Annotated in this window: 25 protein-coding genes; 14 read left to right on the top strand and 11 right to left on the bottom strand. The window is 70.8% G+C overall.

Annotated elements, in window-relative coordinates:
• The first annotated feature begins 74 nt into the window (after window positions 1-74).
• Window positions 75-1,361 (top strand): MFS transporter, encoded by a 1,287-nt coding sequence (locus R2N01_RS07070; protein ID WP_316669877.1) that lies wholly within the window; start codon window positions 75-77, stop codon window positions 1,359-1,361.
• 116 nt (window positions 1,362-1,477) lie between these two features.
• Here the strand turns inward: R2N01_RS07070 and R2N01_RS07065 are convergent, their stop codons facing one another.
• Both R2N01_RS07065 and aspA read right to left on the bottom strand, forming a co-directional pair.
• On the bottom strand, window positions 1,478-2,773 hold the full coding sequence (locus tag R2N01_RS07065; protein ID WP_316669875.1) for an anaerobic C4-dicarboxylate transporter: 1,296 nt from the start codon (window positions 2,771-2,773) through the stop codon (window positions 1,478-1,480).
• A 37-nt stretch (window positions 2,774-2,810) separates the two neighbouring features.
• Window positions 2,811-4,271, bottom strand: coding sequence for an aspartate ammonia-lyase (aspA, locus tag R2N01_RS07060; protein WP_316669874.1), 1,461 nt, complete (start codon window positions 4,269-4,271; stop codon window positions 2,811-2,813).
• A gap of 202 nt (window positions 4,272-4,473) precedes the next feature.
• Between aspA and R2N01_RS07055 the strand changes: the two genes are divergently transcribed.
• Window positions 4,474-5,199, top strand: a complete 726-nt coding sequence (locus tag R2N01_RS07055) for an FCD domain-containing protein (RefSeq protein WP_316669873.1) — start codon at window positions 4,474-4,476, stop codon at window positions 5,197-5,199.
• A 76-nt stretch (window positions 5,200-5,275) separates the two neighbouring features.
• Here R2N01_RS07055 and fumC read toward each other — a convergent pair whose 3' ends face one another.
• Together fumC and R2N01_RS07045 are read right to left on the bottom strand one after the other, a co-directional pair.
• Window positions 5,276-6,700: a class II fumarate hydratase gene (gene fumC, locus R2N01_RS07050; protein WP_316669872.1), complete on the bottom strand. Its 1,425-nt coding sequence runs from the start codon at window positions 6,698-6,700 to the stop codon at window positions 5,276-5,278.
• A 90-nt stretch (window positions 6,701-6,790) separates the two neighbouring features.
• Window positions 6,791-7,750, bottom strand: coding sequence for a D-glycerate dehydrogenase (locus R2N01_RS07045; RefSeq protein ID WP_316669870.1), 960 nt, complete (start codon window positions 7,748-7,750; stop codon window positions 6,791-6,793).
• Window positions 7,751-7,978: 228 nt separating this feature from the next.
• On the opposite strand from R2N01_RS07045, the gene fdxA reads away from it, so the two are divergent.
• Together fdxA and dapC are read left to right on the top strand one after the other, a co-directional pair.
• Window positions 7,979-8,296: a ferredoxin gene (fdxA, locus tag R2N01_RS07040; protein WP_316669869.1), complete on the top strand. Its 318-nt coding sequence runs from the start codon at window positions 7,979-7,981 to the stop codon at window positions 8,294-8,296.
• Window positions 8,296-9,387: a succinyldiaminopimelate transaminase gene (dapC, locus tag R2N01_RS07035; protein ID WP_316669867.1), complete on the top strand. Its 1,092-nt coding sequence runs from the start codon at window positions 8,296-8,298 to the stop codon at window positions 9,385-9,387. Before fdxA ends, dapC begins: the two co-directional genes overlap by 1 nt.
• 37 nt (window positions 9,388-9,424) lie before the next feature.
• Here dapC and R2N01_RS07030 read toward each other — a convergent pair whose 3' ends face one another.
• Window positions 9,425-10,258, bottom strand: a complete 834-nt coding sequence (locus R2N01_RS07030) for a hypothetical protein (protein ID WP_316669866.1) — start codon at window positions 10,256-10,258, stop codon at window positions 9,425-9,427.
• Between the two features lies 1 nt (window position 10,259).
• Window positions 10,260-11,186 carry a 2,3,4,5-tetrahydropyridine-2,6-dicarboxylate N-succinyltransferase gene (gene dapD / locus R2N01_RS07025; protein ID WP_316669864.1) on the bottom strand — a complete coding sequence of 309 codons (927 nt, stop codon included), beginning with the start codon at window positions 11,184-11,186 and terminating at the stop codon, window positions 10,260-10,262.
• Between the two features lie 154 nt (window positions 11,187-11,340).
• Between dapD and dapE the strand changes: the two genes are divergently transcribed.
• The 5 genes from dapE (at window position 11,341) to R2N01_RS07000 (ending at window position 15,320) form a co-directional block, all read left to right on the top strand.
• On the top strand, window positions 11,341-12,444 hold the full coding sequence (dapE, locus tag R2N01_RS07020) for a succinyl-diaminopimelate desuccinylase (RefSeq protein ID WP_316669863.1): 1,104 nt from the start codon (window positions 11,341-11,343) through the stop codon (window positions 12,442-12,444).
• On the top strand, window positions 12,441-13,187 hold the full coding sequence (locus tag R2N01_RS07015; RefSeq protein WP_316669861.1) for a TIGR00730 family Rossman fold protein: 747 nt from the start codon (window positions 12,441-12,443) through the stop codon (window positions 13,185-13,187). Before dapE ends, R2N01_RS07015 begins: the two co-directional genes overlap by 4 nt.
• Window positions 13,188-13,274: 87 nt before the next feature.
• On the top strand, window positions 13,275-14,717 hold the full coding sequence (locus tag R2N01_RS07010; protein WP_316669879.1) for a chloride channel protein: 1,443 nt from the start codon (window positions 13,275-13,277) through the stop codon (window positions 14,715-14,717).
• A gap of 52 nt (window positions 14,718-14,769) precedes the next feature.
• Complete coding sequence (locus tag R2N01_RS07005) at window positions 14,770-15,084, top strand: DivIVA domain-containing protein (protein ID WP_316669859.1); 315 nt, start codon at window positions 14,770-14,772, stop codon at window positions 15,082-15,084.
• Between the two features lie 68 nt (window positions 15,085-15,152).
• Entirely contained in the window at window positions 15,153-15,320 is a 168-nt protein-coding gene (locus tag R2N01_RS07000; protein WP_316669857.1) for a DUF3117 domain-containing protein, read from the top strand.
• 80 nt (window positions 15,321-15,400) lie between these two features.
• Here R2N01_RS07000 and glgA read toward each other — a convergent pair whose 3' ends face one another.
• Window positions 15,401-16,591: a glycogen synthase gene (gene glgA / locus R2N01_RS06995; RefSeq protein ID WP_316669855.1), complete on the bottom strand. Its 1,191-nt coding sequence runs from the start codon at window positions 16,589-16,591 to the stop codon at window positions 15,401-15,403.
• Window positions 16,592-16,766: 175 nt separating this feature from the next.
• Here glgA and glgC point away from each other — a divergent pair, with 175 nt between their 5' ends.
• A complete protein-coding gene (gene glgC, locus R2N01_RS06990; protein ID WP_316669852.1) occupies window positions 16,767-18,011 on the top strand; it encodes a glucose-1-phosphate adenylyltransferase in 1,245 nt (414 codons plus the stop codon).
• A gap of 49 nt (window positions 18,012-18,060) precedes the next feature.
• Here glgC and R2N01_RS06985 read toward each other — a convergent pair whose 3' ends face one another.
• Window positions 18,061-18,729, bottom strand: coding sequence for a class I SAM-dependent methyltransferase (locus R2N01_RS06985; RefSeq protein WP_316669851.1), 669 nt, complete (start codon window positions 18,727-18,729; stop codon window positions 18,061-18,063).
• A gap of 69 nt (window positions 18,730-18,798) precedes the next feature.
• On the opposite strand from R2N01_RS06985, the gene dapA reads away from it, so the two are divergent.
• Window positions 18,799-19,680 carry a 4-hydroxy-tetrahydrodipicolinate synthase gene (gene dapA, locus R2N01_RS06980; protein ID WP_316669850.1) on the top strand — a complete coding sequence of 294 codons (882 nt, stop codon included), beginning with the start codon at window positions 18,799-18,801 and terminating at the stop codon, window positions 19,678-19,680.
• A 70-nt stretch (window positions 19,681-19,750) separates the two neighbouring features.
• Window positions 19,751-20,269: a sec-independent translocase gene (locus tag R2N01_RS06975; protein ID WP_316669849.1), complete on the top strand. Its 519-nt coding sequence runs from the start codon at window positions 19,751-19,753 to the stop codon at window positions 20,267-20,269.
• A 70-nt stretch (window positions 20,270-20,339) separates the two neighbouring features.
• Here R2N01_RS06975 and R2N01_RS06970 read toward each other — a convergent pair whose 3' ends face one another.
• The 3 genes from R2N01_RS06970 to R2N01_RS06960 all read right to left on the bottom strand — a co-directional run bounded on the left by R2N01_RS06970 (window position 20,340) and on the right by R2N01_RS06960 (window position 23,472).
• Window positions 20,340-21,497, bottom strand: a complete 1,158-nt coding sequence (locus R2N01_RS06970; RefSeq protein WP_316669847.1) for a P-loop NTPase — start codon at window positions 21,495-21,497, stop codon at window positions 20,340-20,342.
• Between the two features lie 140 nt (window positions 21,498-21,637).
• Window positions 21,638-22,183, bottom strand: a complete 546-nt coding sequence (locus R2N01_RS06965) for a DUF1003 domain-containing protein (RefSeq protein WP_316669845.1) — start codon at window positions 22,181-22,183, stop codon at window positions 21,638-21,640.
• Window positions 22,183-23,472 carry a magnesium transporter MgtE N-terminal domain-containing protein gene (locus tag R2N01_RS06960; RefSeq protein WP_316669844.1) on the bottom strand — a complete coding sequence of 430 codons (1,290 nt, stop codon included), beginning with the start codon at window positions 23,470-23,472 and terminating at the stop codon, window positions 22,183-22,185. The genes R2N01_RS06965 and R2N01_RS06960 overlap by 1 nt, the downstream gene beginning before the upstream one ends.
• Before the next feature lie 87 nt (window positions 23,473-23,559).
• On the opposite strand from R2N01_RS06960, the gene R2N01_RS06955 reads away from it, so the two are divergent.
• Both R2N01_RS06955 and R2N01_RS06950 read left to right on the top strand, forming a co-directional pair.
• Window positions 23,560-24,423 (top strand): CoA ester lyase, encoded by an 864-nt coding sequence (locus R2N01_RS06955; RefSeq protein WP_316669842.1) that lies wholly within the window; start codon window positions 23,560-23,562, stop codon window positions 24,421-24,423.
• A 136-nt stretch (window positions 24,424-24,559) separates the two neighbouring features.
• Window positions 24,560-25,061 (top strand): general stress protein (locus tag R2N01_RS06950; protein WP_316669841.1); only part of this gene is annotated, 502 nt, incomplete at its 3' end.

The following is a 25,061-nucleotide window of genomic DNA, read 5'->3' as shown; positions in this document are numbered from 1 at the left end:
GGGCGGCTCCGGCGGCCCGAGGCGCCCGGCGGCGCGGGCCCGCGGCCCCGGACGCCGACCTAAGCTTGACGATCATGACGGTGACCGGGGGGCTCAGGAAGTTCGGCGGGCACACCTTCGCCTCGGTCACCGTCAAGAACTACCGCTGGTACTTCGCCGGCGCCCTCGTCTCCAACGTCGGCACCTGGATGCAGCGCACCTGCCAGGACTGGCTCGTGCTGGTCGACCTGACCGATCACTCGTCCACCTCCCTGGGCTATGTCACGGCGCTCCAGTTCCTGGCGATGCCCTTCCTGGCACCCTACTCAGGGGCCGTCGTCGACCGGTTCGCCAAGCGCTCGGTGCTGCGTGTCACCCAGGCCCTGCTGGGCCTCAACGCCCTGTGGCTGTGGCTGCTCGTCGTGACCGGCTCGGTCGTCCTGTGGCAGGTCTACCTGTTCGCCCTCGCGCAGGGCGTCATCACCAGTTTCGACTCGCCGGCCCGCCAGGCCCTCGTCTCGGAGATGGTCAGGGGCGAGCTCATCCCGAATGCGGTGGGCATGAACTCGATGAGTTTCAATGCGGCCCGCATCATCGGCCCGGGCCTGGCCGGGCTGCTCATCGCCGCCTTCGGCGTCGGGCCCGGCATGCTCGTCAATGCCCTGAGCTTCGCGGCCATGCTCGGCGCGCTGGGCGTCATGGACGTCGGCGGGCTGCACCCGCCCGTCCCGCGCAAGGGCAGGGGCGCCACCCGCGAGGGCCTGGTCTACGTGTGGCACCACCCCGAAATCGGCAGCGTCTTCATCATCGCGTTCATGATGGGCACCTTCGGCATGAACTTCCAGATCACCAATGCGACGATGGCCACCGAGGTTTTCGGGCGGGGCGCCGCCCAGTACGGCGCGCTCGGCACGATCATGGCCGTCGGCACCTTCGGCGCGGCGATCATCGCGGCCAGGCGCCGCAATCCTCGCGTGCGCACCCTCATGATCGGTCTGGCCGGGTTCACCGCCGCCGACACCGCGCTGGCGCTGTCGCCGAACTACTACGTCTACGCCGCCCTCCTGGTTCCCACCGGTCTGTGCGCGCTGACCGTGCTGACCTGCTCGAACTCGGCGGTCCAGATGGCCTCGGCCCCCCAGCTGCGCGGGCGCGTGCTGGCGCTCTACGCGGGCCTGACGATGGGCGGCACCCCGATCGGCGCGCCGATCGTCGGCTGGGTCGGTGACGCGCTGGGGCCGCGCTGGTCGCTGCTCGTCGGTTCGGCGGCCACCGGCCTGACCTTCGGCGGCGTGCTCGTCCACCACATGGTCCGCAGGGGCCTGCGCTTCGACCGTCATGGCATGCACCGGGCGCCCGAGGCGATCGGGCACCTGGACTGAGGTCCACGGCCCCGGGTTCGCGGACGGCGCCCACCGTCGTGGCGGGCACGGCGGCCGGCACGACGCGGACGAACGGGATCGGGGGCGGGGTCCGCGCTCGTGGTGCGTCGTCGGGCTCAGAAGACCAGCTGGCAGATCAGGAAGCCCAGGCCGACGGCGACGACGACGGAGGTGATCCCCGGGAGGATGAACGGGTGGTTGAACACGTACTCGCCGATGCGCGTCGAACCCGTGTCGTCCATCTCGATCGCGGCGACGGTGGTCGGATAGGTCGGCAGCAGGTACAGGCCGGTGACCGCTGGGAACGAGGCCGCCATGACGGCCCCACCCACGCCCATCGCCGCGGCGACGGGCATGAAGGTCGCGGTGGTCGCGCCCTGCGAGTAGAGCAGCGCGGAGGCGAGGAACAGCACGACGGCGAGCAGCCACGGATGGCCCTGGATCGCCGCCCGGCCGGCGCCCTCGATGAGGTCCAGGTTGGAGTTCACGAAGGTGTTGCCGAGCCATGCGACGCCGAGGATGCACAGCGCGGCGCTCATGCCGCCCCTGAACGTCGACTGGTTGGAGACCTCGCCGAGGTCCATCCGGCAGGTGAACCTCATGAGGAGCGCGGCCAGCATCATGGTCGTCATGATCGCGGCGTTGCGCCCCATGGGCATGGCGCCGATCCCCGAGGACAGGGCCGCGTAAGCCATGACGACCACGAGGGCGACGGTGAAGATGAGCACCGAGCGGCGGGCGTACGGCTTGATGTCGTACTCGCCCTCGCCGCGCGTCGCCACCAGGCCGGCGGCCATGCGCTCCTGGTAGACGGGATCGTCCTCGAGCTCGCAGCCCAGCCGGGAGGCGACCAGGGCGCCGGCCATGCAGCCGATGAAGCAGATGAGGATGGAGACGCCGACCAGCGGCAGGTAGCCGATGCCGAGGGGCTCGACCGCTGAGGCCATGGCGATCATGGCGGCCGAGATGGGTGAGGCGGCGATCGCCACCTGCGACGCCACGACGGCGATCGACAGGGGCCGCGAGGGGCGGATTCGCTGCTCCTTGGCGACCTCGGCGATGACCGGCAGCGTGGCGAACGCGACGTGACCGGTGCCGCACAGCACCGTCATGAGGAAGGTGACGACCGGGGCGAGGAGAGTGATGCGCCTGGGGCTCCTGCGCAGCATCCGCTCGCTCACCATGATGAGCAGGTCGAGGCCTCCGCAGGCCTGCAGCGCCGCGACGCACGAGATGACGGCGATGATGATGCCCAGGACGTCCCAGGGGATACCGGTCGTCGGGTCGACCCTGCACCCCAGCAGGCCCAGGACGATGACGCCGGAGGCGCCTGCGTAGGCGATGCCGACGCCGCCGAGACGGGCGCCGATGAGGATGAAGATCAGGACCACGGCCAATTCTGCCCAGAACATGATCACTCCTGTGAATCGACAGCCGCCAGAGCGCCGGTCACCCGGACGGGGGGGCCAGGCCGTCGGGCAGGCCCCTCTCGTCGGGGCCATAGACCTTGCCGGAGTAGGTGGGCCTGAGGAAGTTCTCGGTGGACAGGATCCTGTCGATCTCGGCCTCGTCGAGCAGGCCCATCTCGAGGGCGACCTCGCGGACGGACCTGCCGGTGCGCGCGCACTGCCTGCCGATGAGGTCGCCGTTGTGGTGGCCGATCACGTCGTTGAGGTAGGTGACGATGCCGATCGAATTCATGACGGAGTCGCGGCAGACCTCCTCGTTGGCGGTGATGCCCTCCACGCAGCGGGTGCGCAGGGTGTCGAGGGCGCGCGTGAGCAGGTGCAGCGACTCGAACATGGCCTGCGACATGGCCGGCTCCATGACGTTCAGCTCGAGCTGGCCGGCCTCGGCGGCGAAGCAGACGGTGACGTCGTTGCCGAAGACCTTGAAGCAGACCTGGTTGACGACCTCGGGGATCACCGGGTTCACCTTGGCGGGCATGATCGACGAGCCGGCCTGCATCTGGGGCAGATTGATCTCGTTGAGGCCGGCGCGCGGGCCGCTGGAGAGCAGCCGCAGGTCGTTGCAGATCTTGGAGACCTTGGCGGCGGTGCGCTTCACGGCCGAGTGCAGGGCGATGTAGGCGCCGTTGTCGTAGCTGGACTCCAGCAGGTCGGGCGCCTGGGCGATGTCGTAGCCGGTGACCTCGGCGAGAGCGCGGGTCACGGCCTGCGGGAAGCCGGGCGGGGTGTTGAGGCCGGTGCCGATGGCGGTGCCGCCCAGGTTGATCTCGAGCAGCAGCTTCGCTGCGACGCCCACGCGTTCGGTCTCCTCGGACATGTTGTCGGCGTAGCCGTGGAACTCCTCCCCGAGCGTCATGGGCACGGCGTCCTGCAGCTGGGTGCGGCCCATCTTGAGGACTTGGGCGAACTCGTCGCCCTTCTCGTGCAGGCTCTCGACCAGCTCGTCGATCGAGCGCAGCAGGTCCTGCGCGACCGTGTAGACGGCCAAGCGGAAACCGGTCGGATAGGCGTCGTTCGTCGACTGGGACTTGTTGACGTGGTCGTTCGGGTTGATGACGTCATAGCGGCCCTTGGGCAGGCCGATGAGCTCCAGGGCCAGGTTGGCGATGACCTCATTGGTGTTCATGTTGATCGAGGTGCCCGCGCCGCCCTGGAAGGAGTCGGTGGGGAACTGGTCCATGCAACGGCCCCTGACGAGGATCTCGTCGCAGGCGCGGCAGATGGCGTCGGCGATGTCGGACTGGATGGTGTGCAGCTCCCTGTTCGCCAGTGCCGTGGCCCTCTTCACCTGGACCATGCCGCGGATGAGCTCGGGCTCGTCGTTCATGCACCCGTTCGAGATGCTGAAGTTCTCCAGCGCACGGATCGTGTGGATGCCGTAGTAGTTCTCGTCCGGGACCTCCCGTCGGCCCAGCAGGTCCTCTTCGGTCCGGGTGCCCATGATCGTCCCTCCTCGCTCGGTCCATCCGGTATGACCACATGATCAGACTGTTCTCCCTCCTGTCAATTCCCCATGGGGATGCATCCGTTGCATCACTGGTTGTACCGGTGGATCCAGTCGCGCACCGCAGTCCCCGCGGCCGCGGCGACCACGCCGCCGGAACCTGGGGGACGGCCGGTGGCGGAGCTGACACAATGAGCGCATGTCTGCTGCCAGTGATGCGCCGCTCCGCAAGTCGGAGATGCTCGTGCGGGCCTTCGCCGAGCACATCCGTTCGGGGCAGTGGGAGCCCCGTTCGCGGCTGCCCTCCGAGAGGGAACTGGCACGCCGGTTCCAGGTGAGCCGGACGGCGGTGCGCGAGGCGCTCAAGGCCCTCCAACTCGCCGGCGAGATCGAGACCCGCCTCGGCGAGGGCAGCTTCGTCCTCGAGAGCCGGCGCAGCGCCGCTGACGAGGATGCGCTGGTGGGCGCCGGGCAGAGCATCGTGAGCAAGTTGCAGGCCAGGCAGGCCCTGGAGATCTCCTCGGGCGTGCTGGCCATCAAGAACGCGAGCGAGTCCGACCGCATCAAGCTGCGGGCCGTGCGGGTCGAACTCGCCGAGGCCCTCGAGGCCGAGGACTACCAGTGGTACCTGGTCGTCACCTTCGATCTGCACGAGCTCATCGCCAAGGCCTCCCACAACAGCTACTTGGAGGAGACCACCTACGACCTCGTCGAGCCCATGCGCAACGACGAGTGGGCGCTGACCGCCGGCTACGACGCGGCGATGGCCGGCTACTCGATCTCGGTGCACCGCGCGATGATCGACGCCCTGCTCGCGAACGACGTCGACGCCTTCGTGGGGGGCGTGTGCAAGCACTACGAGGACTACCCGGCGCTGCGCCACCCGGACCTGAAGCGGCTCCGGGCGGTGGAGGACACCGGCTGATCCCGCGGGCCGGCTCCCGGCCCGGGCGCGAGAGGGGCTCCGGGGCCGTGACGCCCCGGAGCCCCCGCCCCGCCGGTCAGCCCTCGTCGGCGGCCGACGGGTGGGTCATGTTCATCGGGACCACCCACCTGCCGAACTCCTCGGCGGTGACGAAGCCCAGCTCCAGGGCCGACTCCCTGAGGCCGATGCCCTTGTGGTGGGCGTTCTTGGCGATCTTCGAGGCCTTGTCGTAACCGATGTGGCGGTTGAGGGCCGTGACCTGCATCAGGTTGATGTCGAGGTCGTGAGCGATCTTCTCGCGGTTCGGCTCGATGCCGTAGGCGCAGTTGTCGTTGAAGCTCACGCAGGTATCGCCCAGCAGCTGGATCGACTCGAGTACGCACCAGGCCATGACCGGCTTGAAGACGTTGAGCTGGAAGTTGCCCTGCGAGCCGGCGAAACCGACGGTGGCGTCATTGCCGAACACCTTGGTGGCGACCATCGTCATGGCCTCGCACTGGGTCGGGTTGACCTTGCCGGGCATGATCGAGCTGCCGGGCTCGTTCTCGGGGATGAGCAGCTCGCCCAGGCCGTTGCGCGGGCCGGAGGCGTACCAGCGGACGTCGTTGGCGATCTTCATGAGGACATCGGCCAGGACGCGCAGCGAACCGGAGACCTGGACCAGGGCGTCGTGGGCGCTCAGGGCCGCGAAGAGGTTCTCCGCCTGGGTGAACTCGATGCCGGTTTCGGCGGAGATCCTCTCGGCGGCGAGCGCGCCGAACCGCGGGTGGGCGTTGAGACCGGTGCCGACGGCGGTGCCGCCGATGGCCAGCTCACGGGCCCGGGACTCGGCGTAACGGATGCCGTCCAGGGCGGAGTCGATCTGGGCGACCCAGCCGGAGATGACCTGGCCGAGCAGGATCGGCGTGGCGTCCTGCAGGTGGGTGCGGCCGGGCATGACGACGTCCATGTACTCCTCGGCCTTGACGGTCAGGGTGTCGCGCAGCTTCTCGATGCGCGGGTACATGGCGTTCAGCTCGCACACCACCGCGATGTGCATGGCCGTGGGGAAGGTGTCGTTGCTCGACTGGCCGCGATTGACGTGGTCGTTGGGGTGGACGGGCGCCTTGGAGCCCGGCCGGCCGCCGGCGATCTCGATGGCGCGGTTGGAGATGACCTCGTTGGAGTTCATGTTGGACTGCGTGCCCGAACCGGTCTGGAAGACGACCAGCGGGAACTCGGCGTCGAGCCTGCCCGCGATGACGTCGTCGGCGGCCTGCACGATGAGATCGGAGATGTCCTTCGGCAGCTCGCCCAGCTCGCCGTTGGCCTGCGCGGCGGCCTTCTTCAGGATGCCCAGGGCCCTGATCATCGGGCGGCCCCATACGAAGGTCTCGCGGCCGATGTCGAAGTTGTGGAGGCTGCGCTCGGTCTGAGCACCCCAGTAGTGATCGGCGGGCACCTCGATCGTGCCCATGGAGTCGGTTTCCGTGCGCGTACGCGCACTCGTGTTCTCAGCCATGGGCCCAGCCTAGCGGCGGGCGCGCCCGGTGAACACGGCCCGGTGGCAGTGCCTGCGGGGAGGCCGCCCGTCCGGCCCCGCGGGCCGGGCTCACACGGCGCTGGGCGCCGGCCGGCCGGCCAGTACCGCCAGTACGTTCTCGGCGGCCAGGTCGCTCATCGCCGTACGGGTCTCGATGTTCGCCGAGCCCAGGTGGGGGAGCAGGACGACGTTCTCCAGACCCAGCAGCGCCGGGTTGATCCGCGGTTCGTCCTCGTAGACGTCCAGGCCGGCGCCGCCCAGGTGCCCGCCGGCCAGGGCGTCGGCGAGGGCCTGCTCGTCGATGCAGGCGCCGCGGGCCGTGTTGATGACGTAGGCGCCCTGCCTCATGGCGGCGATGCGCTCGGCGTCGAGGATGTGGCGGGTTCGGTCGGTGAGCGGGCAGTGCAGGCTGATGACGTCGCAGCCGGCGACGAGCTCGTCCAACGGCATGCCGACGGCCCCGAGCTCACTGGCGGCGGGCTCGCGCATCGTGTGCTCGTTGGCGTAGGCGATGTTCATGCCGAAGGCCTTGCAGCGGCGCCCCATGGCGATGCCGATCTGGCCGGGGCCGATCAGGCCGATGGTCTTGCCCTCGATGGAGCGGCCGAGCATGAAGGTGGTGCGGTAGCGCCAGGGCCGTCCGGCGCGGATGAGGCGCTCGCCCTCACCGAGACGGCGGGTGACGGCCAGCAGCAGGCCGAAGGCGATGTCGGCGGTGGCGTCGAAGAGCACGCCGGGAGTGTTCGTCACGGTGACGCCCCGGGCCCTGCAGGCGGCCAGGTCGATGTTGTTGTAGCCGGCCGCCACGTTCGCGACGACCCTCAACCGGGGGCCGGCCGCGTCGAGGAACTCGTCGTCCACCCCGTCGGACAGGACGGTCAGCACGGCGTCGGCGCCCCTGACCAGATCGAGCAGTTCGGCGCGTCCGGGGGGCTGCGCGCCGTCCCAGACGAGGATCTCGTTCCCCGTCGCGCGCAGTCTGTCGATGCTGGGTCCGGGGATCGCGTCGGTGACGCAGATTCGTGCCATGGGACGGCCTCTCATCGGTGAACGGGCGTTGTCAGCATGCTACTGGAAGGTGCCCGCAGGGCGGGAGAGTGAGGTGAGGCTAATCCTCACGGCCGGAAGAGGCGTTCCGAGAGGGCCGCTCAAGACGAATTCCTCCTGCTCGAAACCGCTTGTGGGCCCGGTAGAGTTGGCACGACGACAGCCGACATGGCGCCGTCACATCATTGGTTGACCGTTTCAGGAGCCGTCATGACCTACGTCATCTCCTTGCCCTGCGTGGATGTCAAGGACAAGGCATGCGTCGAGGAGTGCCCCGTCGATTGCATCTACGAGGGCGATCGCACGCTGTACATCAATCCTGAGGAATGCGTCGACTGCGGTGCCTGCGAGCCGGTGTGCCCCACCGAGGCGATCTACTACGAGGACGATCTGCCCGACGACATGACCGAATGGCTCGACATCAATGCGAACTTCTTCGCCGAGCTCGGCTCCCCCGGTGGTGCCGCCCGCCTCGGCAAGCAGGATTTCGACGAGCCGTCGGTGGCCGAGTTGCCGCCCCAGGCCTGATGAGCCCCGCACGGACGCTGCCCGCTTTCCCGTGGGACTCGTTGGCCGGGGCCAAGGCCCTGGCCAACTCCCATGAGGGGGGCATCGTCGACCTGTCCGTCGGCACGCCCGCCGATCCCACGCCGCAGATCGTCCGCGAGGCCCTCGAGGCCTCCTCCCAGGCCCCCGGCTACCCGGCCGTGTGGGGCACGCCCGCGCTGCGCGCGGCGATCATCTCCTACTTCCGGAACCGCTGGGGCAGTGTCGAGCTGAGCGAGCGCAATGTGACGACCGCCGTCGGCACGAAGGAGGTCGTCGGCTGGCTGCCCACGCTCCTGTCGCTCGGCCCCGACGACACCGTCGTCCTGCCCAGGGTCGCGTACCCCACCTACGAGGTGGGCGCCCTGATGGCCCGCGCCAGGATCCAGCGCTGCGACGACCCCGACCAGGTCGAGGGCTCCCCGAGCCTCATCTGGATCAATTCGCCCGCCAACCCGCACGGCGCCGTCGCCCCGCTCGACCTGCTGCGTCGCTGGGTGCGCCTGGCCCAGGAGCGCGGAGCCGTCCTGGCCGCGGACGAGTGCTACGCGGAGTTCGTCTACGACGCCCCCGCGTACACGGTCCTCGCCCCGGCGGTGAACGACGGCGACATCACGGGCCTGCTGGCCGTGCAGTCGCTGTCGAAGCGCTCGAACATGGCCGGTTACCGGGCGGGCTTCATCGGCGGTGACGCCGGGATCGTCGGCGAGCTCACCGCCGTGCGCAAGCATCTGGGCATGATCGTCCCGGCGCCGGTCCAGGCCGCCATGGTCGCGGCCCTGGGCGACCAGCGGCACGTCGACGAGCAGCGCGCCCGGTACGCCGCGCGCCGCGCCCGCATGCGCGCCGCCCTCGAGCGGGCGGGCTTCCGCATCGACCGCTCGGAGGGCTCGCTCTACCTATGGGCCACCCGGGGCGGGCCGGGCCGGGAGAGCATCGACTGGCTGGCCGAGCGCGGCATCCTGGCCGCGCCGGGCGACTTCTACGGCCCGTTCTCGACCGATCACGTACGCATCTCGATGACCGCCACCGACGAGCGCATCGCCGCCGCGGTGGAGCGTCTGACGCGCTAGCCGGCGCCTCCGTGGCGCCGCTTCGGCCGGGCGCCTCTCAGCCGCGCAGGGTGGCGACGACCCGGGCCGCGTCGGAGGCGGTGTCGCCCTGCCAGTCGGCGCGCTCGGCGGTACTGCCGGTCCAGGTGGCCAGGCCGACCTGGAGGCCGGTCAGACCGGCGGCCGAGCCGCGGCACATGAGGAGCTGTGCGAGGCCCCAGCCCTGACGCGAGTCGGGCGCCGTGAAGGTGAGCGCGGAGCCGTCCTGGGCGCAGTCGACCGCGGAACCCCAGACCGTGGTGACGAACTGCATGAGCGCATCGGCATCGGCACCGGCGCCGGCCCGGTCGACCAGGGTGACGGCGGCCGCGTCGTAGCCGTACAGGGCACTGGCCCAGACGCGGCCGGTGTCCTCGTGCTCGGCGTAGCCGTCGGGCACCCCCGAGCGCTGCACGGCCTGGGCCACGTCGTTGATGTCCTCGCTGTCCCAGCCGTCGATCTTCACCAGGGCGTCGTAGAAGGCGCCGGAGGAGTACCAGGGATCCATGATCTCCTCCTCGGTGCCCCAGCCCTGGCTGGTGCGCTGCTGGAACAGGCCGAGCGAGTCGCGGTCGCCGTACTCGATGTTGTGGAGATCCGACTCCTGCAGCGCCGTGGCGATGGCGATCGTGGCGGCACGGGCCTTGAGCCCCCGCCGGATCGCCTCGCCGGTGATGATCGCCGCATTGGCGGCCTGGTCGAGGTCGAGCAGATCGGTGAGCCCGTTGACGCTCACCTGGGCGCCCTGGCTCGGCAGGCCCGTCTCGGAGCCGCCGGCGCAGGCGCCCAGCGCCAGGCAGAGCGTCCCGGCGCCGAGACCGGCCAGCAGCCCCCGTCGGGTCAGGGACGCCATGTCAGTTCTCGTGGAGGGCCGAGTTGAGCTCGATCCGCTGCCCGGGGCGGGCGATGACGCGCACCGCGCCGGTGACCGAGTCGCGGATGAACAGCATGTTGGAGCCGCCGGACAGCTCGCGGGCCTTGACCCCGGAGCCGTCGGGCATCGTCACCTTGGTGCCGGCGGTGATGTACAGGCCGGCCTCGATGACGCAGTTGTCGCCCAGCGCGATGCCGCAGCCGGACTCGGCGCCCAGCAGGCAGCCCCTGCCGATGCGCACGCGCTGCCGGCCGCCGCCCGACAGGGTGCCCATGGTGGAGGCGCCCCCGCCGATGTCGGAGCCGGCGCCGACGACGACGCCCTGCGAGATGCGGCCCTCGACCATCGAGTCGCCCAGGGTGCCGGCGTTGAAGTTCACGAAGCCCTCGTGCATGACAGTGGTGCCCTCGGCCAGGTGGGCGCCCAGGCGGACGCGGTCGGCGTCGCCGATGCGCACGCCCGAGGGGACCACGTAGTCGACCATGCGCGGGAACTTGTCGACGCCGGTGACGACGAGGCCCCCCCGGTCGGCCATGAGCGGTCGCCGGATCCGGTCGAAGTCGCTCGGCGAGCAGGGGCCGGCGCTGGTCCACACCACGGTGGGCAGGACGCCGAAGATCCCCTCGAGGCTGATGCTGTTCGGGACGACCAGGCGGTGGCTCAGCAGGTGCAGGCGCAGGTAGGCGTCATCCACCTCGGCCGGGGCGGCGTCCAGGTCGATGGTGACGCGGCGCACCCGGGTGCTCACGCGGCGCGACTCGTCGCGGCCCTCGACCAGGCAGGAGGGGGCGGGCTCGTCGGCGGGCTCGCCGAGGGCGGGGGAGGGGAACCAGGCGTCGAGCGTCTGGCCCGAGTCGTGCACGGTGGCCAGGCCCCAGCCCCAAGCGGTACGAGTCGCATCAGTCATGCTGCCAGCCTACTGAGAGGCGCCGCCGATTCCCCGTGATGGGCGTGTGAGACCCGCGTGCGAGACCCGTGAGCGGCTGCCGAGGCCCGTGTGCCGCGCCGCCGCGCGGCGGTCATCCGGCGCCCCGCCGCCGATCATGGCTAGGCTTCCACCCATGGCAGCGCACAGCGAGGGACTCGTCCTCACCGATCTGCACGCCCTGTTCGGCCGGATCGTCGACGTCGAGTCGGTCAGCCGGGGCGAGGCCCGCCTGGCCGACCTGGTCGAGCGGGCCCTGGCCGGCTGCCCGCACCTGGAGGTGCTGCGCCACGGCAACAGCATCGTGGCCCGCACCACTCTCGGGCGCGCCCAGCGCGTCATCATCGCCGGCCACCTCGACACCGTGCCGGTCGCCGGCAACCTGCCCAGTCGGGTCGAGGTGCGCGAGGGGCGCGAATTCCTCGTCGGACGCGGCGCCGCCGACATGAAGGGCGGCGTGGCCGTGGCCCTGCACCTGGCCCAGGCGCTCGCCGAGCCCGTCCACGACGTCACCTGGGTCTTCTACGAGTGCGAGGAGATCGAGGCCGACGCCAACGGCCTGGGCCGCGTCGCGCGGGCCCACCCCGACTGGCTGGCCGGCGACTTCGCCGTCCTCATGGAGCCCACCGGCACCCGCATCGAGGGCGGCTGCCAGGGCACCACCCGATTCAGGCTGACCGCCCACGGCACCGCCGCCCACTCGGCGCGCAGCTGGCTGGGCCACAACGCCATCCACGAGCTCACCGGCCTGCTCGAGGCCATCGGGGACTACCCGGTGCGCCAGGCCGTCGAGGTCGAGGGGCTGACCTTCCGCGAGGGCCTCAACGCCACCGTCGTCGTCGGCGGCACCGCCGGCAACGTCATCCCCGACACGGCCGAGCTCCAGGTCAACTACCGTTTCGCCCCCGACATCGAGGCCGACGACGCCATCGCCGCGATGCGTCGCACCTTCGAGCGCCCCGGCGTCGACCTCGAAGTGCTCGACCTGTCGCCGGCCGCGCGCCCTGGTCTGGACCGCCCCGCCGCCCGGGAGTTCTGCGCGGCCGTCGGCGGGGAGCCCGGGCCCAAGTACGGCTGGACCGACGTGGCCCGCTTCTCCGCCCTCGGCGTGCCCGCCGTCAACTACGGGCCCGGCGACGCCGGCAGGGCCCACGCCGTCGACGAGTGCTGCCCGATCGACGATCTCGACACCGCCAGGGACGCCCTGGTCTCGTGGCTCGCCCCCCGGGAGCGGTCATGAGCACGGAGGCCCGGCAGCAGCGCAGGCAGGTGACCGCCGGCCCGGTCATCCGCCGCGGCGGCCAGATCACCGGCCGCACCACCGACCAGCGCCTGCTCGAGGGCGGCCACAGCTGGGCGAACGACGACCCCTGGCGCGTCCTGCGCATCCAGGCCGAGTTCGTCGAGGGCTTCGGCGCCCTGGACGAGCTGGGCCCGGCCATCTCGATGTTCGGCTCGGCGCGCACCGGGCGCGAGGCCCTCGAGTACGCGCAGGCCGAGTACATGGCGCGGGAGCTGGTGAGCAGGGGCCTGGCCGTCATCACCGGCGGCGGCCCCGGCATCATGGAGGCCGCCAACCGGGGCGCCCACGAGGCCGGCGGCTGCTCGGTCGGCCTGGGCATCGAGCTGCCCTTCGAGCAGGCCATGAACCAGTACGTGAACCTGGGCGTCAACTTCCGTTACTTCTTCGCCCGCAAGGTGATGTTCCTCAAGTACGCGCAGGGCTTCATCGCCATGCCCGGCGGCTTCGGCACCTTCGACGAGCTCTTCGAAGCCCTGACCCTGATCCAGACGCGCAAGGTGACGGACTTCCCGGTCGTCCTGTTCGGCTCGGCCTACTGGGGCGGGCTGGTCGAGTGGCTGCGCACGAGCGTCACCGGCGGCGGCTGCATCGACCCGGACGACGTCGGCATCTTCCACGTCGTCGACGACCCGGACGAGGCCGTGCGGATCGTGGCCGAGGGCCGCCCCGGCGCCCGGTGAGGCGCCCCGGCCCGTGCATGCGGGACACCCCGGGCTGGCCCGGAGAGGGGTGCCATAATGGCGGCCGTGTCGAACGCGCCGCAGTCAGTGCCCGGGGGCCCGCGGAGGCGCCGTCGCGGCGCCCGGCTCAGGGCCGTCCTCCGCCTCCTCGTGCCGCGCCGGCCCAAGGCCCTGCGCGACTCGCTGACCCGCTGGCTGTTCTTCGGCGTCATCATCGGCCTCATCGCCGGGGCGGGCGCCATCGTCTTCTACTGGTGCCTCGGCCATGCCACCGGCTGGCTGCTCGTCGGCGTCGGCGGTTACCAGCCCCCGACGACCGTCGGCGAGGGCGGCGGCCTGCCGGGCGGCGGCTTCACCCGCCCGTGGGCCATCCCGCTGGTCACCTGCGGCGGCGCGCTCGCCGCCGGCCTGCTCGTGGCGGCCGTCGCCCCCGAGGCCAAGGGGCACGGCACCGATGCCGCGATTCTCGCCGTCCACCATGAGCCCGCCTCCCTCCGCGGACGCGTGGCGGCGGTCAAGGTGGTCGCCTCCTCGCTCGTCATCGGCTCGGGCGGTTCGGGGGGACGGGAAGGCCCCACGGCCCAGATCAGTGCGACGGTGGTCTCGATGATCTGCGGCAGGGCCAGGGTGCCGAGGCCCGATGCGCGCATCGCCGTCTCGGCCGGCATGGCGGCCGGCATCGGTGCGATCTTCCGCGCCCCGCTCGGCGGCGCGCTGCTCGGCGCCGAGCTGCTCTACCGCGACGACCTCGAGGCCGACGCGATCATGCCCAGCCTCGTCTCCTCCATCACCGCCTACGCCGTCTTCGGCGCGGTCTACGGCTTCCACCCGATCTTCGGGACGATGAGCTCCATCACCTTCTCCCATCCGGGCGCCCTCGTCTGGTTCGCGGCCCTCGGCGCCGCCGCCGGGGTCGCCGGGCGCGCCTACGCGGGCCTGTTCCACGGAGGCGGAGCGCTCCTGCGGCGCATCCCCGTCCCCGCCGGCGTCCTGCCGGGCCTCGGCGGCCTGGCCGTCGGCCTGCTCGGCCTGGTCGTGCCCGCGGCCCTCGGCACCGGCTACGGCTGGGTGCAGCTCGAAATGGACGCCGACTGGGTCATGGCCGCACCGCTGTGGCTCATCCTGGCCATCCCGCCGGCCAAGATCGTCTCCACGACCCTGTCGATCGGCTCGGGCGGTTCCGGCGGCGTCTTCGGCCCCGGCATGGTCATCGGCGGCTGCGCGGGCGCGGCCGTCTGGCGCCTCCTCGCCGGCCTGCCGTGGGTCAGCGCCAGCCCGGCCCCCTACGTCATCGTCGGCATGATCGCCTGCTTCGGCTCGATCGCCCACGCCCCGCTCGGCGTCATGCTCATGGTCGCCGAGATGACCGGCAACCTGTCGCTGCTGGCCCCGGCCATGATCGCGGTGGCCGTCGCCACGCTCGTCGCCGGCGACCGCTCCATCTACGTCAACCAGCTCGAGGACCGGCTCGAGGCCCGCGCCCTGTACGCCGAGCAGGCCGGGGCCGTCGACCGGGCCCCCCGGGGCTGAGGCGCCGGGCCGTCCTGCGGACCGCCGCGCGCCGCCCCGTAGGATGGGGGCCATGGTCTGGGTCCTCGGAATCCTCGTCGTCGGCGTCGTCGTGCTCGGTCTGTGGGCGGCGCGCGGCCGTCTCGGCCAGCTCGGGCCGCAGCTGCCCGATCGTCCCGGGCCCGACCTGCCCGACGGACCGGTGAGCGCCGATGATTTGCTCTCGGTGAAATTCGCCGTCGTCACCCGCGGCTACGACATGGAGCAGGTCGATGCCGTCCTCGCCCGTCTCAGCGGGCAACTGGCGGCCGCTCAGGACGCTCCGACGGCCCCTGCCCGGCAGTCCGAGCCGGGAGCGCGGCCGGGAGCAGGTTCGATTTCCGACTGATCCATAGGGGATAATGGGGGCATCGGCACGGCCGACAGCGTGCAGAACAACTCAGAAACGAGGAACCTATGGCAGCAATGAAGCCACGTACTGGCGATGGCCCCATGGAGGTTACGAAAGAGGGCCGCGGCATCGTGATGCGCGTTCCGGTCGACGGTGGCGGCCGCCTGGTCGTCGAACTCAATGCGGAGGAGGCCACGGAACTTCTCAAGTGCCTCGCGGGCGTTGTCGGCTGACCATTGACGAATCCGGGGCAGGAGGGGGTCGGGCTCGACACCACGGCGGTGCCGAGCCCGACCCCTTTTGGCCCGCCCGGTCAGCGGGCGTCGTGGTACTCGATGGCCGCTTTGTAGACGTCGACGGTCTGGGCGGCGATGGCCTCCCAGCTGAAGTGGTCGATGCAGCGCTGCCGGCCGGCCTTGCCGAAGACCCGGACCTTGTCGGGGTTGCCGACCAGATCGTTCATGGCGACGGCGAAACGGTGCTCGAAGTCGGCCACGTACTCGGCGCTGTCGGCCTGGTCGGGGTCGTAGGGGACCAGCGTCCCGGTGGTGTCGTCGTCCACGACCTCGGGGATGCCGCCGACGGCCGAGGCGACGACGGCGGCCTCGCAGGCCATGGCCTCCAGGTTGACGATGCCCAGTGGCTCGTAGATCGAGGGGCAGGCGAAGATCGTGGCGTGCGAGTAGACCTGACGGACGCCATCGCGCGGGGCCATCTCCTGCACCCAGACGACGTTGTCGCCGTGCACCTTCCTGAGGGCCTCGAGACTCTCGCCGAACTCGGCGGCGATCTCGGGGGTGTCGGGCGAGCTCGCCAGCAGGATGATCTGCGTGCCGGCCTCGAGCTCCCGGGCCGCGCGCACCAGGTGGACCAGGCCCTTCTGGCGGGTGATGCGCCCGACGAAGACGACGGACGGACGGGCCGGGTCCATGCCGATCCGGTCGCAGAAGTCGTGGTCCTCAGCGGGGTGGAACTCGGCGACGTCGACGCCGTTGCGCACGATGTGGACCTTCCCGGGGTCCAGATCGGGGTAGCAGCGCAGGATGTCGTCGGCCATGGCGGTGCTCACGCCGACGATCGCCGAGGCGCCCTCGTAGGCGGTGCGCTCGGCCCAGCTGGACAGTTCGTAGCCGCCGCCGAGCTGCTCGCGCTTCCAGGGGCGCAGGGGCTCCAACGAATGGGCGGTGACGACGTGGGGGATCGACCTGAACAGACCGCCGAGATGGCCGGCCATATTGGCGTACCAGGTGTGCGAGTGGACCAGCTCCGTGTCATCCGGCAGGGCCGAGATCATCGACAGGTCGGCGCCGAGCACGCGCAGGGCCGCATTGGCCCCGGGCGGGAAGTCCTCGGCATGGGCGACCGCACCGTCGCGGGGCTCGCCCATGCACTGCACGTCGACGTCGATGAGATCACGCAGACGCGGCACCAGCTGGGCCACGTGCACGCCCGCACCACCGTACACGGACGGAGGATACTCGCGAGTGAGAATGGAAGCATGCATGACCCGATCGTTTCACACGCATCCGGGTCCGCCCAGACCGTCTCCAAAGTTTTCCGAAATCAACGCGCGCCGTCCCGGGGCGCGCCCGGGGCCCGGGCACTCCGTGTTCCATCGGCCGCGAAAGATCGGCGACCCCGCCTTGTGGGCGCGCGGTCGCGGGCCGTAGGTTGAGTCCATGGCTACTCCTAGCGTTCTCTCTCTCGTCCTGGCGGGAGGCGAAGGCAAACGGCTCATGCCCCTCACCGCCGACAGGGCGAAGCCAGCCGTTCCGTTCGCCGGCACCTTCCGACTCATCGACTTCGTCCTGTCCAATCTGGCGAACTCCAGTCTGCTGAAGATCGCCGTCCTGACGCAGTACAAGTCGCACTCGCTCGACCGCCACATCTCGGTGAAGTGGCGCATGTCGACGATGCTCGGCAACTACGTCACCCCGGTCCCGGCCCAGCAGCGGCGCGGACCCCACTGGTACCAGGGCAGCGCCGACGCCATCTATCAGTCGATGAACCTCATCAACGACGCCGATCCCGACTACATCGTCGTCTTCGGGGCCGACAACATCTACCGCATGGATGTCATGCAGATGCTCCAGGCGCACATCGACTCGGGTCTGTCCGCGACCGTCGCCGGCATCCGCGTGCCGCGCTCCGAGGCCTCGTCCTTCGGGGTCATCGACTCGGGCGGGGACCACCGCATCAGGGGCTTCCTCGAGAAGCCCAAGGACCCCCCCGGCCTGCCCGACTCGCCCGACGAGGTGCTGGCCTCGATGGGCAACTACATCTTCAGCCGCAGGGCCTTCGTCGAGATGCTCGAGGTCGACGGCGCCGACTCCGAGTCCAAGCACGACATGGGCGGCGACATCGTCCCGGCCTTCGTCGAGTCCGGCGAGTGCGGCGTCTACGACTTCAAGGACAACGTCGTGCCCGGCGCCACGGAGCAGGACAAGGACTACTGGCGCGACGTCGGCACGATCGACGCCTTCCACGCCGCGCACATGGACCTCGTCTCGGTCGTGCCGCAGTTCAACCTGTACAACGAGCAGTGGCCCATCTGGGCCGACTCGATACAGGCCCCGGGCGCGAAGTTCACACTGCACGGCACCGCCGAGTCCTCGCTGGTCTCGGCCGGCTGCGTCATCTCCGGCGGCGACGTCGACCACTCGGTGCTCAGCCCGAAGGCCCGCGTCGAGAAGGGCGCCTCGCTCGACCGCTGCGTCCTCATGGACGGGGCCCGGGTGGGGGAGCAGTGCATCCTGCGCAACACCATCCTCGACAAGGGCGTCGTCCTGCCGCCCGGCGCCCATGTGGGGCTGGACCGCGAGGACGACGAGGCCCGCGGGCTGACGGTCTCGGCCGGCGGCATCACCGTCGTGCCCAAGGGCTTCACGGTGACCAAGGAGACCTCCTTCCGCGTCGACTCCTGAACGGCCCCGGAGCCGCTCGGTGCCGCACGGTTGCGCGGGCGCGCCGGCCTCAGCGCGCCTTGACGGCCACCAGCAGGCCCTCGCCCACCGGCAGCATGGCATTGGTGAGGGTCTCGTCCTCGATGGCGGCGGCGAGCGTCTCGCGGATGATGAGCGCCTCGTCCTCCTCGTTGGCCGGGTCGGCGACCTTGTTCCGCCACAGGACGTCGTTGAGGACGGCCAGGCCGCCGGGGCGCAGCAGGCGCTGCGCCTGGGCGAGGTACTCGGCGTACTCGAGCTTGTCCCCGTTGATGAAGACGATGTCGTAGGCCCCGTCGCGCAGATTGTTCAGCACGTCCAGCGGGCTGCCCGGAATGAGGCGGAAGCGGCGTGTGGGGATGCCCTCGTCGGCGAAGGCCCTGCGCGCCTGGACCTGCCACTGCGTCTGCGCGTCGATCGAGGTGAGGATGCCGTGCTCGTTCATGCCGGCGAAGAAGGCCAGGCCCGACGCGCCGGTGCTCGTGCCGATCTCGACGACGGCCCGGGCGTCGACCGCCTCGGCCAGCACGGTCAGGGTGGCGCATGCGCCGTTGCTGAGCGCCGGGGCGCCGCTCAGGACGGCCTGCTCGCGGGCGGTGCGGACCGCCTCGACGGCCGGGATGACGTCGTCGGCGTAGGACAGGGAACGGGAGTCCAGCCCGTCCTGAACGGGATTCTTGCTGCTCCGAGAGGTTGCCACGTGCACAGCCTAGTCGCCCGGGTCTCTACCATGGGTTGAGGCACATCGCACGGATGGAAGGCGAGGACGATGAGCGAACCGATTTTCGGGCGGATGCTGACCGCGATGGTCACCCCCTTCGACGACGATCGAGGGCTCGACCTGGACAGGGCCAGGGCGCTCGCCGCCCACCTGGTCGACGACATGGGCAACGACGGCCTGATCGTCTCGGGCACGACGGGCGAGTCCCCCACGACGAGTGCGCAGGAGAAGTTCGACCTGCTGTCAGCCGTGAAGGCCGAGGTGGGGGACCGGGCCAGGCTGGTCGCCGGCGTCGGCACGAACGACACGGCCATGAGCATCGAGCTGGCCCGCCAGGCCGAGCAGGCCGGCGCCGACGGCCTGCTGGCCGTCACCCCCTACTACTCGCTGCCCCCCCAGGACATGATCGTCGATCACTTCGCGGCCATCGCCGATGCCACGAGCCTGCCGGTCGTCCTCTACGACATCCCGCACCGCACCGGGCGCCCGATCGAGACCGACTCCCTGATCGAGCTGGCCCGCCATCCGAACATCCGTGCCGTCAAGGACGCCAAGAAGGACCTCGACGCCTCGTCCAGGGTGATGGCCGAGACCGACCTGTCCTACTACTCGGGCGACGATGCGATCACGCTGCCGCTCATGTCCATCGGGGCCGTCGGCGTCGTCGGCACCAGCACGCACTTCACCGGTCGTCGCGTCCGCGAGATGATCGACGCCTTCTGCCGCCCCGACCCGGCCGAGGCCCTCCGCCTGCACCGCATGCTGCTGCCCGTCCTCACCGGGGTCTTCGCCACCCAGGGCTGCATGATGGTCAAGGCCGGCCTGGCCCACCAGGGGCTCGACGTCGGGGCCTGCCGTCCGCCGCTGGGCAGCGCCCCGGCCGATCTGGCCAGAACCTTCTGCGATCTGCTCGACCGCACCGACCTGTAGCCGCGCCCGCCGTACGGCGGCGCCCGGACCGGTCCGGGGCGGATTTCGCCGCGGCGGCTAGCCTGGTGGCGTGGTCCCCCTGAGTATCTTCGGCATCAATGCCGGCGAGTTCGTGATCCTCGTCGTGCTCGCCGTGATCTTCTTCGGGCCCGAGCGCATCCCCGAGCTCAGCCGCAAGGCCGCGCGCGTGGTCTTCTACGTGCGCAACATCGCCAATGGCGCCACCCAGCAGCTCAAGGAGGAGCTCGGCCCCGAGTACCAGGATCTGACGCTCGACGACCTGAACCCCAAGACCTTCGTGCAGAGGCACCTGCTCGATGACATCCAGGCCGATCTGGACGGCGTCAAGGACGACCTCGACGACGTCAGGCGCGAGATGAACTCCGCCGCGGGCGCCGCTGCCGGCGCGGCGGACACCATCGACCGGGCGGTGCGCGAGTCCGCCCCGGCCACGGGGGCCGCGCAGGACGGGGCCGCCCCGGCGCCTGCTACCGGGGCGGCGGGCACGGTCCGGGCCGCGGGCGTCGATGCCGCCGTGAGCGCCATGAAGGCCCGCTACGGGCTCTGCTTCGACCCCGACGCGACCTGAGAGGCCCCGGCCGGGCTGAGCGGGCTGAGGCCCCGGCCGGGCGCCCCCGGGCCGTACCACGACGGGGCGGTCAGCTCACCGAGAGGTTGAGCGCCCTGCCCTTGAGGCCCCTGCGGTGCGAGGTGACGATGGCGGCCAACGTCTGGATGGCCTGGGTCGTCGGGCCGTTCTCATCGGTGAGGACGATCGGGTCGCCGGACTCCCCGCCGGCGCTGATCCGCGGGTCGATCGGTATCTGGACCAGCAGGTTGATCTTGCGGTTGCAGCGCTCGGACAGGGCATCGGCAGTGGCCCGGCCTCCACCGGCCCCGAAGAGCTCCACCTTGTGCCGCTCGTGGCAGTGCGGGCACTCCACGTCGAGGTAGCTCATGTTCTCGACGACGCCGAGCACGTGCTGGTGCAGCATCTCGGCCATCGTGCCGGCCCGCTCGGAGATCTCCGAGACGTTCGACTGCGGGGTCGTCACGACGAGCACGTCGGAGTTCGGGATCTTCTGACCGACGGCCAGGGCGACGTCGCCGGTGCCCGGGGGCAGGTCGATGAGCAGATAGTCCAGGTCGCCCCAGAAGACGTCGGACAGCAGCTGGGTGATGGCGCGGTCCAGGATCGGGCCGCGCCAGGCGATGACCTGGTCGCGGGACTGCTTGAGCATGCCCATCGAGATCACGCTGATGCCCGAGACCGGCACGGGCAGGATCATCTCGTCCACGACGGTCGGCCGGGCCCCGCCGATACCGAGCAGACCGGGCACCGAGTGGCCGTAGATGTCGGCGTCCAACAGGCCCACCTTGAGGCCGCGCCGGGCCAGGGCCAGGGCCAGGTTGATGGTCACGGAGCTCTTGCCGACGCCGCCCTTGCCGGAGGCCACGGCCACGACGCGGGTGAGGTTGCCGGGCTGGGAGAACGGGATGACGTTCTCGGCCCTGCCGCCCTGCAGCGATTCGCGCATCGCGGCGCGCTGCTCGTCGTTCATGACGCCCATCTCGACCTCGACGCCGGTGACGCCGCGGACGGCGGACAGGACGTTCGTGACGTCCTGCCTGATGGTCGTGTGCAGCGGACAGCCGGCCACGGTCAGCAGCACCTTCACCGTGACGACGCCGTCATCGCCGATGACGACGTCGTCGATCATGCCCAGATCATCGATCGGGCGGCGGATCTCGGGATCCTGCACATTGTGGAGGGCCGCCCGCACCCGGGACAGCATGGGGCTCTGCACTTCGCTCATGGGCACGTGTCTACGTTACTTCCCCGGATCGGTTCAAATCCGTTGGAGAATTCTCCGGGTCGCGCGGGCCACCGGCCGCGGCGTCCCGGGCGGGGCCGGTGCCCCGCAGGGCCTCGACGATCCCGCGAACGACGTCGACACTACCGACCGTTCTCGGCAGGCGGTTCCTCGGGCCCCTCGTCCGGGTTGTTGCCGTGCTCCAGCTCGAACAGCAGCTCCCGCAGCTGGTCGCGGAGCTCGGAGCGGACGAAGTCCCGGGTGGCCATGTCGCCGACGCTGGCCCGCAGCGAGGCGATCTCGCGGGCCAGATAGTCCATGTCGGCGCGCGACTGGGCGTTGACGCGCCGGTCGTCGTCGAGGGAGGCCTTGTCCCGGGCCTCCTGGCGGTTCTGCGCGAGCAGGATCAGCGGGGCCGAGTACGAGGCCTGGGTGCTGAAGGCCAGGTTCAGCAGGATGAAGGGGTAGGGGTCCCAGTGGCGCCAGCCGCCGATCAGGTTCAGGACGATCCAGGTGACGACGAAGACCGTCATCCACAGCAGGAAGCGCGGGCTGCCCATGAAACGGGCGATCCATTCGGCGAACTGGCCGAAGCTCTCCTCGTTGAACCGCAGGCGCCGGCTCCGGCGGAAGCCGGTGCGGTCGCCCGGCGTGTTGAGACGGTCCTCGGGGCGCTGGTTGTCGGCCATCAGCCCACCTCCTGGCCATCGGTCCGGTCATCGGGGTCGATCCCGTCCATCTGATCGCCGCGCCAGTCGTCCGGCAGCATGTGGTCGAGCACGTCGTCGACCGTCACCGCGCCGATGAGCTGGTTCTCGGCGTTGACCACCGGCGCGACGACCAGATTGTAGGTGGCGAAGTAGCGCGAGACCCTGTTCAGGTCGGCGTCGGGCGCCAGCGGACGGAAGGTGTTGTCGATGACCGCCGAGACCAGCACGCTGGGGGGCTCGCGCAGCAGGCGCTGGATGTGGGCGGCGCCCAGGTAGCGCCCCGAGGGCGTGTCCGTCGGGGGGCGCGTGATGAAGGCCATCGAGGCCGCGGCGGGGGTCACCTCGGGGTTGCGCAGCAGCGCCAGCGCCTGGGCGATCGTGGCATCGGGGGCGACGATGACCGGTTCTGGCGTCATCATGCCGCCCGCGGTGAGCTCCTCGTACTGCATGAGGTTGCGGACGTCGGCGGCCTCCTCGGGCTTCATGCGGGCCAGCAGGTCCTCGGCGAAGTCCTCGGACAGGTCGTTGATGAGGTCGGCCGCGTCGTCCGGGTCCATCTCCTCCAGGACGTCGGCGGCGCGCTCCACCTCGAGGGCGCGCAGCAGCGCCACCTGCTCGTCCTCCGGCAGCTCCTGGAAGGCGTCGGCCAGCTGCTCGTCGGCCAGGGCGCGGGCGACATCGGTGCGCTGGGTCGGCGGCATGCCGTGCAGCTCGCGGGCCACGTCGGCCGGGCGCATGTCGGCGAGCTGGGCGACCTTGCGGTCGGTGGCCTCGTCGGCCGCGGCCAGTGAGGGCGCGATCTCCGACCACGGCACCTGGAAGAGCGCGCCCCTGCGCGAGGTGAAGCCGAAACGCTTGGCGGTCGTCTCGCGCAGCGCCGCCTGGGCGATCTCCCACTGGCGGTTGCGGCTCCCGCGCATCGCCACGTCGAAGATCGTGGCCCTCTTGCCGTCGGTGGTCACCACCGAGCGGTCGAAGAGATCGTCGAAGACCAGGGTCTCGCCCTCGCGCTGCTGGAAGCGCCGGGCGTCGATCACCCCGGCCAGTGACAGGCGCTCGGCGTCGATCGACTGGACGCGGGCCATCGGGACGAAGATGCGGCGCGCGGCGAGCAGCTCGATGACCAGGCCCTTGACGCGGGGCAGGCGCCCGGGCGCCCGGAACTGCGTGACGAAGTCGCGGACCTTGCCCACCTGGTCGCCCGAGGCGTCCAGTACCGGCAGGCCCTGCAGACGTGACAGGAAGATCGAGGTGGCGGCAGGACTCACGCATGAAGGTTACCCTCCGGGGCGGCCCGGGGGCTGCTCCCCGCCGCGCCCGCGCGCCGGGCCCGGTGGGGCGTTAGCGTTGTGCCCATGAGCTACCGACCCCGTCGTTCCGTGCTGTACCTGCCCGCCAGCAATGCCCGCGCCCTGGCCAAGGCCAGGACGATCGACTGCGATGCGATCATCCTCGATCTCGAGGACGCCGTGGCCCCCGACGCCAAGCCCGCGGCCCGCCGGAGCGCCTGCGAGGCCGTGCGCGGCGGCCGGTACGGGCACCGCGAACTGATCGTGCGGGTGAACGCGGCCGGCACCGCCTGGCACGAGGACGACCTGGCTGCCGTGTGCGCCGCCGCGCCGGACGCCATCGCCGTCCCCAAGGTGGACTCGGCCGAGCAGGTGCGCTCGCTCGCCGCCGCGATGGGCCGTCTCGGCGCCCCCGCATCGACCAGGCTGTGGGCGATGATCGAGACCCCGCGGGCGGTCCTCGACGCGGACCGGATCCTGGGCGCCTCCGATCGGCTGGAGGCGGCCGTGCTCGGTACGAACGACCTGGTCAACGAGCTGCACGCCGCTTGGGCGCCGGGGCGCGCACCCCTGGCCCACGCGCTGCAGGCGGTCGTCTGCGCGGCCCGCGCCAACGGCAGGGTCGCGCTCGACGGCGTCTACAACGACGTGCACGACCTGCAGGGCTTCGAGGCCGAGTGCCGCCAGGGCCTCGAGCTGGGCTTCGACGGCAAGACGCTCATCCATCCCGGCCAGGTGGCGGTCGCCAACGGGGTCTGGGCCCCCGACGAGACCGCCGTCGCCGAGGCGCGCGAGCTCATCGCCGTCTTCGACCGGGCCCTGGCCGCCGGCTCCGGGGTCGTCGCCTTCCACGGGCGCATGATCGAGAACCTGCACGTGGAGGCCGCCCGCCGCACCGTCGACATGTACGAGGCCGTCTCGGCGCGCTGAGGGCGGGCCCGGGCGCACACCGGGTTCACAGTCGGCGCAATGGCTTGCCCTGATTTGCCGGCTAGACTTGAGCCAACCAGACTTAGGTTCCGCCTCCCGATGGGCGAACCGGTTCCAGCGATACGAGGAGAACCCCATGTCCATGATGGGCGGCACTGCTTCTGTCCCCGGCCGCGGCAACGCGCGTCTCCAACTGCGCTCGCCCTCGTCCATCGCGGTCTACGACTCCTACGAGGACGCCCAGCACGCGGTCGACTACCTGGCCGACCGGAGCTTCCCGGTGCAGTTCCTGTCGATCGTCGGCACCGACCTGAAGAGCGTCGAGCGCATCACCGGCGGCCTCAGCTGGAGCAGGGTACTGGCCGGTGCCGCGATGAACGGCCTCGTCTGGGGCATCATGGCGGCCCTGCTGTTCTACTTCTTCGTGCCCAATGTGAGCGTCGCCCTCGTCTTCCTCGGCGCCATCGTGGTCTTCGTCCTGGCCAATATGTTCACCTCGGCGATCAGCTATGCGATGACCGGCGGACGGCGCGACTTCACCTCGAGCTCCCAGATCGTCGCCACGCGCTACGAGGTCCTCGGCGAGAACGAGGTGGCCGGCCAGGCCCGCCAGCTCCTGGCGGGCGGCCGCCCCGCCC

This window comes from uncultured Propionibacterium sp. (genome assembly GCF_963539965.1).
In the GTDB taxonomy this organism is placed as follows: domain Bacteria; phylum Actinomycetota; class Actinomycetes; order Propionibacteriales; family Propionibacteriaceae; genus Propionibacterium.
Note: the sequence above shows the minus strand (reverse complement) of the source record. Positions and strands in the feature narration are given on the sequence as shown.